At 70.8% G+C, this 12,331-nt stretch carries 9 protein-coding genes and 2 rRNA genes; 3 read left to right on the forward strand and 8 right to left on the reverse strand.

Annotation, left to right across the window (positions count from 1 at the left end; genetic code table 11):
• Nucleotides 1–246: 246 nt before the first annotated feature.
• Nucleotides 247–441, forward strand: a complete 195-nt coding sequence (locus ACZ47G_RS13565; RefSeq protein WP_465742059.1) for a hypothetical protein — start codon at nt 247–249, stop codon at nt 439–441.
• A gap of 158 nt (nt 442–599) precedes the next feature.
• Here the strand turns inward: ACZ47G_RS13565 and ACZ47G_RS13570 are convergent, their stop codons facing one another.
• Nucleotides 600–1,934 carry a class I SAM-dependent RNA methyltransferase gene (locus ACZ47G_RS13570; RefSeq protein WP_380463570.1) on the reverse strand — a complete coding sequence of 445 codons (1,335 nt, stop codon included), beginning with the start codon at nt 1,932–1,934 and terminating at the stop codon, nt 600–602.
• 416 nt (nt 1,935–2,350) lie between these two features.
• Entirely contained in the window at nt 2,351–4,432 is a 2,082-nt protein-coding gene (locus ACZ47G_RS13575) for an APC family permease (RefSeq protein ID WP_465742061.1), read from the reverse strand.
• Nucleotides 4,433–4,673: 241 nt separating this feature from the next.
• On the opposite strand from ACZ47G_RS13575, the gene ACZ47G_RS13580 reads away from it, so the two are divergent.
• Nucleotides 4,674–5,342 (forward strand): potassium channel family protein, encoded by a 669-nt coding sequence (locus ACZ47G_RS13580; RefSeq protein WP_380463572.1) that lies wholly within the window; start codon nt 4,674–4,676, stop codon nt 5,340–5,342.
• Complete coding sequence (locus ACZ47G_RS13585; protein WP_350505498.1) at nt 5,342–6,013, forward strand: potassium channel family protein; 672 nt, start codon at nt 5,342–5,344, stop codon at nt 6,011–6,013. The genes ACZ47G_RS13580 and ACZ47G_RS13585 overlap by 1 nt, the downstream gene beginning before the upstream one ends.
• Before the next feature lie 133 nt (nt 6,014–6,146).
• Here ACZ47G_RS13585 and ACZ47G_RS13590 read toward each other — a convergent pair whose 3' ends face one another.
• The 6 genes from ACZ47G_RS13590 to ACZ47G_RS13615 all read right to left on the reverse strand — a co-directional run.
• On the reverse strand, nt 6,147–6,971 hold the full coding sequence (locus ACZ47G_RS13590) for a DUF3159 domain-containing protein (RefSeq protein ID WP_465742064.1): 825 nt from the start codon (nt 6,969–6,971) through the stop codon (nt 6,147–6,149).
• Between the two features lie 2 nt (nt 6,972–6,973).
• The gene (locus ACZ47G_RS13595; RefSeq protein WP_465742066.1) at nt 6,974–7,381 is read right to left on the reverse strand and encodes an OB-fold nucleic acid binding domain-containing protein; all 408 of its coding nucleotides are present in this window, start codon (nt 7,379–7,381) and stop codon (nt 6,974–6,976) included.
• A gap of 85 nt (nt 7,382–7,466) precedes the next feature.
• On the reverse strand, nt 7,467–8,147 hold the full coding sequence (locus ACZ47G_RS13600) for a response regulator (protein ID WP_033351413.1): 681 nt from the start codon (nt 8,145–8,147) through the stop codon (nt 7,467–7,469).
• Nucleotides 8,148–8,271: 124 nt separating this feature from the next.
• Nucleotides 8,272–10,863: an ATP-binding protein gene (locus ACZ47G_RS13605; protein ID WP_465742068.1), complete on the reverse strand. Its 2,592-nt coding sequence runs from the start codon at nt 10,861–10,863 to the stop codon at nt 8,272–8,274.
• Nucleotides 10,864–11,115: 252 nt separating this feature from the next.
• Nucleotides 11,116–11,232, reverse strand: a 5S ribosomal RNA gene (gene rrf, locus ACZ47G_RS13610).
• A gap of 71 nt (nt 11,233–11,303) precedes the next feature.
• Nucleotides 11,304–12,331 (reverse strand): 23S ribosomal RNA (locus ACZ47G_RS13615); the annotation flags it as partial.

Genomic DNA, 12,331 nt, shown 5'->3' on the forward strand with positions numbered 1-12,331 from the left:
GAACCCGCCCCACCCCTGTCACCGAACCCACCACCGAGCCCGCCGCGAACCCACCACCGAGCCCGCCGCCGAACCCGCCCGGCGCCGTCCCGACGCCGCCCCACTCCTGACCCGGCCTACCCTGAACCCGTCCGGACCTACCCCGAACCCGACCGGACCTGACTTGAAGAGTCCCGAAGCATCCGGGACTCTGAACTCCCCTGAGCGTTCCCCGAGCGGCACCGACCGGTTTTGTGGAGGCCGGCAATGACAGCCATGTTCGACCAGGAGCTGCGCGAGCAGCTCGCCCAGGCCCGGCGGGACCTCGCGGCAGCCCGGGCCGAAGGGGACGCCGACGGCGTCCAGGCGTACGAGGGCCGGGTCGCCTCGCTCCTCAGGCTCGCCGCCCAGCACGGCATCGACCTTCCGCACAGCGCCGACGAGGAGGAGAGCAACGGGTAGCCCCCGCTCCCCACGAGAGCGCCGAGAACCCCCGAGAACCCCGAGAACCACCGAGAACCGCCGAGCCCCCAGCGAAAGCCACAAACAGCGAAGCCCACAAAGCCGAGGAGGCGGCCCCCGTCCACGACGGGGGGCCGCCTCCTCGGGCGTCATCGGGGTCAGGCCCCGGCCGGCTCCAGGATCGCCACGCACTCGAAGTGGTGGGTCATCGGGAACAGGTCGAAGGCCCGCAGCGAGACCAGCCGGTAGCCGCCCTCGCGGAAGAACGCCAGGTCCCGGGCGAGCGCCGCCGGGTCGCAGGCCACGTACGCGATCCGGCGCGCCTCCAGGCCGACCAGGTGGCCGACGGTCTCGCGCCCGGCGCCGGAGCGGGGCGGGTCCAGGACGATCAGGTCGGTGGCGGTGATGCCGGTGCGCGGCAGCAGCGTCTCGACCCGGTCGCACTCGATCCGCACGTTGTCCAGCGCGGCGAGGTTGTGCCGGGCGTCGACCACGGCCTGCGGGGCGGACTCGATGCCGAGCACCGCGCCGTCCTCGCCGACCCGGTCGGCGAGCGCGCCGGCGAACAGGCCGACCCCGCAGTACAGGTCGAGCGCGCTCTCGCCCCACTGCGGGTCCAGGCCGTCCAGCACCGCGTCGACCAGGGTGTCCGGCGCCTCCGGGTGGATCTGCCAGAAGCCGCCGTTGCTGACCCGCCAGGTCCGTCCGGCCGCCCGCTCGCGCACGAAGCCGCGCCCGTGCACCTTGTGCACGTCGCCCTGGTCGTCGATTCGGGCGATCGACACCGGCTTGTCCAGCTCGACCAGCGGCAGCTGGGCGCCGTCGCGCGGGGTCAGGACGACCTGGCGGTCCGAGGAGCCGGTCGCGGCGACCGCCTCGACGCTCGCCACCCCCGGCCAGTCCCGGGACTCGATGCCCAGTTCGGTGACGCCCTCGGCGGCGATCAGGCAGCGGTCGATGACCTGCACCTCGTGCGAGCGGTGCTTGCGCAGCCCGACCTTGCCGCTCTCCGCGTCCACCGTGTACTGCACCCGGGTGCGCCAGGCCGGCACCTGCCCGGCCTGCAGCTTGCCGCCGACCGGCTCGACGCTGCCGTCCCAGCCCGCCTCGGCCGGGGTCAGCCCGGCCAGCTTCGCCAGCTGCTCGGTCAGCACGGCCGCCTTGAGCTTGCGCTGCCCGCCCGGGGTGACGTGCTGCCAGTCGCAACCGCCGCACTTGCCCGGCCCGGCGAACGGGCAGGGCGCCTCGATCCGGTCCTTGGCGGGCTCCAGCACCTCCACCGCGTCCGCGCGCAGGAAGCGCGAGGTGCTGGTGCCCTCGGTCACCAGCGCGACCACCTTCTCGCCGGGCAGCGCGTGCCGGACGAACAGCACCCGGCCCTCGTGCCGGGCCACGCAGTGCCCGCCGCCGTGCGCGACCGGGCCGACCTCGACCTCGTAGCGCTCGCCGACCAGCGGGTCCCCGGACGGCTTCTCCGGCCGCGCGGCCCGCACGGACTGGCCGCGCAGCGCCTTCGGCGGCCGCACCGCCTGCTTGCGCGGCGCCTTCCGGCCGGCCGGTTCCGCGCCCTTGCCGTCCTGGACGGGCTTCCCGCCACGCGCGGCCTTCTCGCCACCCGCGGCCTTCTCACCGCGCACAGGCTTCTCCGCCCGGGCCGCCTTCCCGTCCCGAACGGCCTTCCCGTCCCGACCAGCCTTCCCGTCCCGGACGGTCTTCTCCACCGGGGCCTCCCCCGGCACGACCGGCGCCGTGCGCGCCGTCAGCCCCTCGCGGTCGGTGGCCTCCGGGCGCTGCGGCTTGCCCCAGCGCGGCCGGGCCACCTGTCCGGGCTGGGAGCCGCCCCGACGGGCGCCCTTGCCCTTGCCGGAGGCGCCGGAGGAGCCCGAGGAGCGGGGCGGAGTGTTGCGCGTCACTGGGAGGAGTCCTTGCTGCGGTCGGAGGTGGCACCGGCATTCGCACCGGCACGGTCGGAATCCTTCGACTTTACGGCCTTCGGCGCCCGCGGCTCGCCACGGCGGACGGATCCCGGCGCCGACCAGGCCTTCTGCGGCCTGCGCCGCTCGGAGGACTCCAGCTGCCAGGGCACCGAGGTGACCATCACACCGGGCTTGAACAGCAGCCGCCCCTTGAGCCGCAGCGCGCTCTGGTTGTGCAGCAGGTGCTCGTACCAGTGGCCGACCACGTACTCGGGGATGTAGACGGCGACCACGTCGCGCGGGCTGCTGCGCCGCAGGTTCTTCACGTAGTCCAGGACCGGCCCGGTGATCTCCCGGTACGGCGAGTCCAGCACCTTGAGCGGCACCTCGATGCCGCGCTCGTCCCACTCCCGCCGCAGCGCCGCGGTGTCGTCCGAGTCGACGTTGACGGTGACGGCCTCCAGGGTCTGGGCACGGGCCAGCCTGGCGTAGGCGAGGGCGCGCAGCGCCGGCTTGTGCAGCTTGGAGACCAGCACGATGGCGTGCACCCGGGTCGGCAGCACCACGTCGTCCGGTTCCTCGGCGGCGATGAGTTCGTCGGAGACCCGGTCGTAGTGGCGGCGGATGCCCTTCATCATCACGAACAGCACGACCATCGCGGCGATCGCGATCCAGGCGTGGCCGATCTTGGTGACCAGGACGACGATCAGCACCGCCATGGTCATCACCAGGCCGAAGCCGTTGATCGCCCGGCTGCGGTGCATGTGACGCCGCTTGGCCGGGTCGGTCTCGGTGCGCAGCAGCCGGGTCCAGTGCCGGATCATGCCGGACTGGCTCATGTTGAAGGAGACGAAGACGCCGACGATGTAGAGCTGGATCAGCCGGGTCGGGTCCGCGTCGAAGGCGATGATCAGCAGGATCGCGGCGATCGCCAGCAGGATGATGCCGTTGGAGAAGGCCAGCCGGTCGCCGCGGGTGTGCAGCTGGCGGGGCAGGTAGCGGTCCTGGGCGAGGATCGAGCCGAGCACCGGGAAGCCGTTGAAGGCGGTGTTGGCGGCGAGCACCAGGATCAGGCCGGTGACGGCGGCGACGAAGTAGAAACCGGGCGTGAAGTTGTTGAAGACGGCCTCGCTGATCTGCGCCAGCGCGGTCTTCTGGTGGTAGCCGGAGCCGGCGCCGACCAACTGCTCGGTCGGGTTCTCGGCCATCTGCACGCCGGTCAGCCGGGCCAGCCAGATGATGCCCATGAACATCACCACGGCGATGCTCGCCATCAGCAGCAGGGTGGTGGCCGCGTTCTTGCTCTTCGGCTTGCGGAAGGCTGGCACGCCGTTGGAGATCGCCTCGACACCGGTGAGCGCGGCGCAGCCGGAGGAGAAGGACTTCAGCAGCAGGAACACCATCGCGAAGCCGGCCAGCGAGTCGTTGCCGGGGGTGGCGGCGAGGTGGAAGCCGGAGCTCTCGGCGGGCATGGACTGGCCGAGCACGAAGTGCCGGAAGACGCCGTAGCCGACCATGCCGATCACGCCCGCCATGAAGGCGTAGGTGGGGACGGCGAAGGCGGAGCCGGATTCGCGCACCCCGCGCAGGTTCATGCCCATCAGCACCACGACCACGACCACCGAGACGATCATCTCGTGGCCGCGCAGTGCCGGGACGGCGGACACCACGTTGGCGACGCCCGAGGTGGTGGAGACGGCGACGGTCAGCACGTAGTCGACCATCAGGGCCGCGGCGACCACCAGACCGGAGGCCGGACCGTGGTTGACGGTCGCCACCTCGTAGTCGCCGCCGCCGCTGGGGTAGGCGTGCACGTTCTGCCGGTAGGAGGCGACGACGGCGAGCATCACGATCGCCACCACGACGCCGATCTGCCAGGAGAAGTGGATCGCCGACGCTCCCGCGACGGAGAGCGTGAGCAGGATCTCCTCGGGGGCGTACGCGACCGAGGAGAGCGCGTCCGAGGCGAAGACGGGCAGCGCGATCCGCTTGGGAAGGAGCGTCTCTCCGAGCTTGTCGCTGCGTAGGGCGCGCCCGATCAGGAGGCGTTTCGGAAGGTCAGTCGGCATAGGCACGTTAAGGAATCGTAGGGCTTTCCCGGCAGCACTTGCGCCGTTTATCCCCCCCTTCGTCGCGACTGTGTTCGGTGGACCGGCTAGCGTGTCGGATACGAGTCGGTGGGCAACACTCTGGTTGTCGAGCGGAGTCCGGCCGACGCCCCACGAGAACCCTCGCCCCGGCAGGACCGGGCGGGAAAGGGAGATGAACGGTGTTTGCGCAGGTCAAGAACCCTTCGGGACGGGTGAGGTAGCGCCGGTGCACATCGTCATCATGGGCTGCGGCCGCGTGGGCTCGGCCCTCGCGAGAGCCCTGGAGAAACAGGGCCACTCGGTGGCCGTGGTCGACCAGGACCCGACCGCCTTCCGTCGCCTGGGCGCCGGCTTCAACGGGCGCCGGGTGACCGGCGTCGGCTTCGACCAGGACACCCTGCGCGAGGCGGGCATCGAGGAGGCCGGCGCGTTCGCCGCCGTCTCCAGCGGTGACAACTCCAACATCATCGCCGCCCGGGTCGCCCGGGAGACCTTCGGCATCGAGAACGTCGCGGCCCGGATCTACGACCCGCGCCGGGCCGAGGTGTACCAGCGCCTGGGCATCCCGACCGTGGCGACGGTCCGCTGGACCGCCGACCAGATGCTGCGTCGGCTGCTGCCGAGCGGCGCCGAGCCGCTGTGGCAGGACCCGAGCGGCAGCGTGCAGCTGGCCGAGGTCGCGTACCACCCGGGCTGGGTCGGTCAGCGGGTCAGCCGCCTGGAGGAGGCCTCCGGCGCCCGGGTGTCGTTCGTGACCCGGCTCGGCGAGGGGGTGCTCCCCTCGCCGCAGATGGTGGTGCAGGAGGGCGACCTGGTGCACGTGATGCTGCGCCGGGCCGATCTGACGGCGGTCGAGGCCGCGTTCGCGCAGGGACCGAAGGAGGAGGGTCACTGATGCGGGTCGCCATTGCCGGTGCCGGTGCCGTGGGCCGCTCGATCGCGGGCGAGCTGCTGGAGAACGGTCACGAGGTCCTGCTGATCGACAAGAACCCCAACTCCATCTCGGTGGAGCGGGTGCCCATGGCGGAGTGGCTGCTGGCCGACGCCTGTGAGATCACCTCGCTGGACGAGGCGGCGCTGCAGCGCTGCCACGTGGTGATCGCCGCGACCGGTGACGACAAGGTCAACCTGGTCGTCTCGCTGCTCGCCAAGACCGAGTACGCGGTGCCGCGGGTGGTCGCCCGGGTGAACAACCCGAAGAACGAGTGGCTCTTCAACGAGTCCTGGGGCGTGGACGTGGCCGTGTCCACCCCGCGGCTGATGTCCGCCCTGGTCGAGGAGGCGGTCAGCGTCGGCGACCTGGTCCGCCTGATGCGCTTCAGCCAGGGCAACGCCAACCTGGTCGAGCTGACCCTGGCCGGCGAGGCCGAGCTGGTCGGCACCCGGGTCGGCGACGTCTCCTGGCCGCAGGACACCGCCCTGGTGAGCATCATCCGCGAGGGCCGGGTGCTGGTGCCGGGCAAGGACGACACCCTGGAGGGCGGCGACGAGCTGCTCTTCGTCGCGGCGCAGGAGCGCGAGGAGGAGCTGGAGCAGCTGCTGTCGGCCACCTCCGGCGCCCAGTAGGAACCGCCCAGCGGGAACCGCCCGGCAGGACCCTGCACGGCAGGAAACGCCCAGCGGGAACCGCACGTGCGTACGGCCGAGGGCCCGCATCCCCCAGGGGGTGCGGGCCCTCGGCCGTAGCGGGCGGGAGCGGCTACTTGGCCGACTCCTCCTCGTCGTCCAGCGGCGCCTTGATCGGCGGCGGCGCCTTCAGCAGGATCTGCCAGGTGACGTACATCGCCAGCAGCAGCGGCGGGATGCCGAGGGCGACCTTCAGCCAGCCGAGCAGGTTGACGTTGTGGGTGAAGTACAGCGGGAAGAGGATCACCGGCTTGAGGCCCATGATCACCACCCAGGCCCAGGTCGCCTTGGTGTAGGCGGCGAGGCGGCCCGGGTTCTCCTTGCGCCAGGTGAACATCTCACCGGTGATCGGGCCGAGCATCACCCCGATCATCGGCCAGCGCACCAGGGCGGAGACCGCCATGGCCGCGCAGTAGCCGACGCTCCAGAGCAGGCCGGGGAGGTAGAAGTCCTCGGCCTTGCCGCTCTTCATCGCGATCCAGGCGCCGAGGGCGACGCCGAACACCCCGCTGAAGGCGTGCTGGATGGTCTCCCGCCGGGCCAGCCGGGCCACCACGAACAGCGCGCTCAGGCCGAGCGCGGCCCAGGCGGCGGCGCTGACCTGGTGGGTGACGTTGTAGGTGAGGATGAAGACCAGGCCGGGCAGCGTCATGTCGATCATGCCGCGCACGCCGCCGAAGGCCTGCAGGACGGTGTCGGCGGCCTCCTTGGAGGCGGCCTTCCGGGCGGCTTCGGCGGCCGCCGGGTCGAGGGGCCGCTCGGCGGCCGGCGCGGTGCCCTCGATCGACCGGGCCAGTCCGTCCGCGGCCTCAGCGGCGGCGGCGTCCTGCCAGGCCGCCACGTCGGTGGCGTCCAGGTCGATCCGGGCGGCGGCGTCGCCGCCGGGGTGGTTGCTCACGCTCATTCGCTCCCGTGTCCCACCGGACGCAGCTCGTATCGGGGGTTGAACAGCACGCGGCGCCCGCGTGCGTGGCTGATCCGGCCGCTGGCGACGAGCCGGCGGCCCGGCTCTATCCCAGCGATCGAGCGGCGGCCCAGCCAGACGACCTCCAGCGCCTCGGTGCCGTCGAAGAGCTCGGCCTCCAGGGCCGGCACTCCGGCCCGCGGGCGGAGCGTCACCGTGCGCAGCGTGCCCGCGACGGTGACCAGCTGCCGGTCCGTGCAGCCGGCGATCGGCGTGCAGCCGGACTCGGCGGCGCTCTCCTGGCGCAGGTCCTCGGCGTCCAGTTCCTCGGCCGAGGAGGTCAGCCGGCTGAGCATGCGGCGGAACCGCCCCTGCGGCTGGCCGCTGCTGTTGTCACCACTCATGTCGGCAGGGTACCGGGTTCCGGCCCCCCGGCGGCAGGCGTCGCAGCCGCCGGGGGGCCGTACGGGCCGGTCTTCGAACCCCTGCTCAGCTCTCGAAGCGGTAGCCCATGCCCGGTTCGGTGATGAAGTGGCGCGGGTGCGAAGGGTCCCGCTCCAACTTGCGGCGCAGTTGGGCGAGGTAGACCCGCAGGTAGTTGGTCTCGGTGCGGTAGGCCGGGCCCCACACCTCCTGGAGCAGCTGGGTCTGGCTGACCAGCCGGCCGGCGTTGCGGACCAGCACCTCCAGCAGGTGCCATTCGGTGGGCGTGAGGCGTACGTCGGTGCCGTCCCGGTTGACCTTCTTGGCGGCGAGGTCGACGGTGAAGCTCTCGGTGACGACCAACGAGTCGTCCTCCCCGGCGACCGGCTCGGCCCGGCGCACGGCGGCGCGCATCCGGGCGAGCAGCTCGTCCATCCCGAAGGGCTTGGTCACGTAGTCGTCGGCACCCGCGTCCAGGGCCTCGACCTTCTCGTCGGAGGCGTGCCGGGCGGACAGCACGATGATCGGCACCCGAGTCCAGCCGCGCAGGCCGCGGATCACCTCGACGCCGTCCATGTCGGGCAAACCCAGGTCGAGGACGACCACGTCCGGGTGGCGGGCGGCGGCCAGTTCCAGCGCGCTCGCCCCGTCGTGGGCCGCGTCCACCTCGTACTTGCGGGCCTTGAGGTTGATCACCAGTGCGCGGACGATCTGCGGTTCGTCGTCCACGACGAGGACCCGGGTCATTTACGGGCTCCGCCTTTCAGGCTGTCGGATCTTACGGACTGTGTCTTGGCTGTTCGTACGCCGTGGGCCGCCGGGCGGTGGGCCGGGCCGGGCCTGCGCCGGGCCTGCCGCGATCAGCCGGAACTCACGTGATCAGTTCCGAGAGCGGATCGTCGCCCTCGCCGCCCACCCGGTCCGGTTCGGGCGGCCGTTCGACGGCGGGCAGGCTGACGACCATGGTCAGGCCTCCGCCGGGGGTGTCCTCCGCGGTGACGGTGCCGTCCATCGCCTCGACGAACCCGCGCGCCACCGCGAGCCCGAGGCCGACCCCGGCGCCGCGCGGCGCGTCCCCGTAGCGCTGGAACGGCGCGAAGATCCGCTCCTTGGCGTCCTCGGGCACACCCGGGCCGCGGTCCACGATCCGCAGCTCGACCCGGCCGGTCCGGCCCGGCGGCTGCAGGGCGTCGGCCTTGACCAGCACCTTGACGCCGTCCGGGCTGTACTTGACGGCGTTCTCCACCAGGTTGGCCAGCGAGCGCTCCAGCAGCCCGCCGTCGGCCCGGATCATCGGCAGCGTCTCCGGCACCTCCAGCCGGACGGACTCCGGCGGCACCCCGCCGAGCGCGTACGGCACCACCTCGTCCAGGTCGGTCTCCTGGATCAGCGGGGTGACGGTGCCGGTCTGCAGCCGGCTCATGTCGAGGAGGTTGTTGATCAGGTGGTCGAGCCGGTCGGCGCCGGCCTCGATCCCGGCCAGCAGCTCGGCCTCGTCCTCCGGGTCCCACTCGACGTCGGCCGAGCGCAGCGAGGTCACCGAGGCCTTGATGCCCGCCAGCGGGGTGCGCAGGTCGTGCGAGACGGCGGCGAGCAGGGCGGTGCGGATCCGGTTGCCCTCGGCCTCCCGACGGGCGGCGGCGGCCTCCCGGGCCAGCCCGCGGCGCTCCAGCACCACGGCGGCCTGCGCGGCGAACGCCCCCAGCAGCCGCCGGTCGGTGCCGGGCAGCACCCGGCCGCGCAGCACCAGGGCCAGGCTCTCGCCGACCGGGACGTCCACGTCGGCCTCCTCGGGCCGCTGCGGCGGGTGCGGCCCGGCAGTGGCGACCGGCGCCCAGCCGGCGGTCGGCTCCGGGCGCTCCAGCAGCGCGGCGCTCTCCTGGCCGAAGGTCTCCCGGACCTGTTCCATCAGCGCGGTCAGCACCCCGTCCCCGTTCGGGGCGCCGCGCAGCACGGTGCCGGCCAGCGCGCTGAGCGTCTGCGCCTCGGCCTGGGCGCGGGCCGCCTGGTGGGTGCGCCGGGCCGCCAGGTCCACCACGGAGGCGACCGAGCACCCGACGACGGTGAATATCGCCACCGCCATGATGTTCTGCGGCTCGTTGATCGAGAACGTGTGCAGCGGCGGGGTGAAGTAGAAGTTCAGCACCGAGGAGCCGACCAGCGCCGAGCCGATCGACGGCAGCAGCCCGCCGACGAGTGCCGCGCACACCGTCAGCGACAGGAACAGCAGCATGTCGGTGGACAGGCCCAGCCCGCCGATGGTGGTCAGCACCAGGGCCAGCACCGGCGGCCCGACCAGTCCGATCAGCCAGCCCGCGATGGTCCTGGTCCGGCCCAGGTCGGTGATCCGCCGCACCGGTATCTTGTTCCGGCGTCCGTGCCCGGCGTGCTCGTGGGTGACCATGTGGACGTCGATGTCCCCGGCCTTCTGGGTGACCAGGGTGCCGACGCCGGGCCCGTACAGGTACTGCCAGCCGGGCCGCCGGCTGGTGCCCAGCACGATCTGGGTGGCGTTCACCCCGCGGGCGAACTCCAGCAGCCCCTCGGCCGGGTCGTCGCCCAGGACGTTGTGGAAGGAGCCGCCGAGGCTCTCCACCAGGGCGCGCTGCTCGATCAGCGTCTGCGGCGAACCGGTGCCGGCCAGCCCGTCCGAGCGGGAGATGTGGACGGCCAGCAGCTCACCGCCGGAGACGCGGGCCGCGATGCGGGCCGCCCGGCGGATCAGCGTCGCCCCCTCCGGGCCGCCGGTCAGGCCGACCACGATCCGCTCCCGAGCCTGCCAGGTGCCCACGATGCCCTGCTCGGCGCGGTACTTCTGCAGGTACTCGTCCACCCGGTCGGCGGTCCACAGCAGCGCCAGCTCGCGCAGCGCGGTCAGGTTGCCCGGGCGGAAGTAATTGGCGAGCGCGGCGTCGATCTTCTCCGGCATGTAGACGTTGCCGTGCGCCAGCCGGCGCCGCAGCGCCTGCGGGGACATGTCCACCAGCTCGATCTGATCCGCCCGGCGGACCACCTCGTCCGGGACGGTCTCGCGCTGGCGCACCCCGGTGATGCCCTCGACGGCGTCCCCGAGCGACTCCAGGTGCTGGACGTTCACGGTGGAGATCACGTCGATCCCGGCCGCGAGCAGCTCCTCGACGTCCTGCCAGCGCTTCTCGTTGCGGCAGCCTGGCACGTTGGTGTGGGCCAGCTCGTCCACCAGGGCCACCTGCGGGCGGCGCGCCAGGACGGCGTCCAGGTCCATCTCGGAGAACCGCGCACCCCGGTGCACCACCTGCTGCCGCAGCACGACCTCCAGCCCGGCGACGAGGTCCGCGGTCCGTCGGCGGCCGTGGTCCTCCACGAACGCCACCACGACGTCCGTGCCACGCTCCTGCCGCCGGTGTGCCTCGGCGAGCATGGCGTACGTCTTGCCGACCCCGGGGGCCGCCCCGAGGTAGATGCGCAGCCTGCCGCGTCCCATGAGCACCATTCTTGATCCGGCTCCGTCCGGGAGCCACCCCCGGACACCTGTTCCCCCGGCCTTCGAGACTACGGCGTGAGCGGCGGTATTCCGCTGATCGGGGCACTGATCAGGCGGTTTTAGCGGCATATTGACGGAGCCCAGCCACTCGGCGGGGGTCACCCGACGCCCGCCCGCCGGATTCCGCCCGATTTCCGGCACAACGCGAAGAACCCCCATCCGGAAACCGGATGGGGGTTCTTCTGAAGAATTGTTCGGCGGCGTCCTACTCTCCCACAGGGTCCCCCCTGCAGTACCATCGGCGCTGTGAGGCTTAGCTTCCGGGTTCGGAATGTAACCGGGCGTTTCCCTCACGCTATGACCACCGAAACACTATGAAACTGTCGACCCGCCGGCAAGGCGGTCGTTGTTTCAGAACAACACAGTGGACGCGAGCAACTGAGGACAAGCCCTCGGCCTATTAGTACCGGTCAACTCCACCCCTTACAGGGCTTCCATATCCGGCCTATCAACCCAGTCGTCTACTGGGAGCCTTACCCTCTCAAGGAGGTGGGAGTGCTCATCTCGAAGCAGGCTTCCCGCTTAGATGCTTTCAGCGGTTATCCCTCCCGAACGTAGCCAACCAGCCATGCCCTTGGCAGGACAACTGGCACACCAGAGGTTCGTCCGTCCCGGTCCTCTCGTACTAGGGACAGCCCTTCTCAACACTCCTACGCGCACAGCGGATAGGGACCGAACTGTCTCACGACGTTCTAAACCCAGCTCGCGTACCGCTTTAATGGGCGAACAGCCCAACCCTTGGGACCTACTCCAGCCCCAGGATGCGACGAGCCGACATCGAGGTGCCAAACCATCCCGTCGATATGGACTCTTGGGGAAGATCAGCCTGTTATCCCCGGGGTACCTTTTATCCGTTGAGCGACGGCGCTTCCACAAGCCACCGCCGGATCACTAGTCCCTACTTTCGTACCTGCTCGACCCGTCAGTCTCACAGTCAAGCTCCCTTGTGCACTTACACTCAACACCTGATTGCCAACCAGGCTGAGGGAACCTTTGGGCGCCTCCGTTACTCTTTAGGAGGCAACCGCCCCAGTTAAACTACCCACCAGACACTGTCCCTGATCCGGATCACGGACCCAGGTTAGACATCCAGCACGACCAGAGTGGTATTTCAACGGCGACTCCACAACAACTGGCGTTGCTGCTTCAAAGTCTCCCACCTATCCTACACAAGCCGAACCGAACACCAATATCAAGCTATAGTAAAGGTCCCGGGGTCTTTCCGTCCTGCTGCGCGAAACGAGCATCTTTACTCGTAATGCAATTTCACCGGGCCTATGGTTGAGACAGTCGAGAAGTCGTTACGCCATTCGTGCAGGTCGGAACTTACCCGACAAGGAATTTCGCTACCTTAGGATGGTTATAGTTACCACCGCCGTTTACTGGCGCTTAAGTTCTCAGCTTCGCC

The organism is Kitasatospora sp. NPDC030952, assembly GCF_055571335.1.

What these genes read in the sequence shown, in the direction of transcription:
- ACZ47G_RS13585 (WP_350505498.1), top strand. Translation starts at nt 5,342, where the DNA reads ATGCGGGTCGCCATTGCCGGTGCCGGTGCCGTGGGCCGCTCGATCGCG.
- ACZ47G_RS13600 (WP_033351413.1), bottom strand. Translation starts at nt 8,147, where the DNA reads ATGACCCGGGTCCTCGTCGTGGACGACGAACCGCAGATCGTCCGCGCA.
- ACZ47G_RS13565 (WP_465742059.1), top strand. Translation starts at nt 247, where the DNA reads ATGACAGCCATGTTCGACCAGGAGCTGCGCGAGCAGCTCGCCCAGGCC.
- ACZ47G_RS13605 (WP_465742068.1), bottom strand. Translation starts at nt 10,863, where the DNA reads ATGGGACGCGGCAGGCTGCGCATCTACCTCGGGGCGGCCCCCGGGGTC.
- ACZ47G_RS13595 (WP_465742066.1), bottom strand. Translation starts at nt 7,381, where the DNA reads ATGAGTGGTGACAACAGCAGCGGCCAGCCGCAGGGGCGGTTCCGCCGC.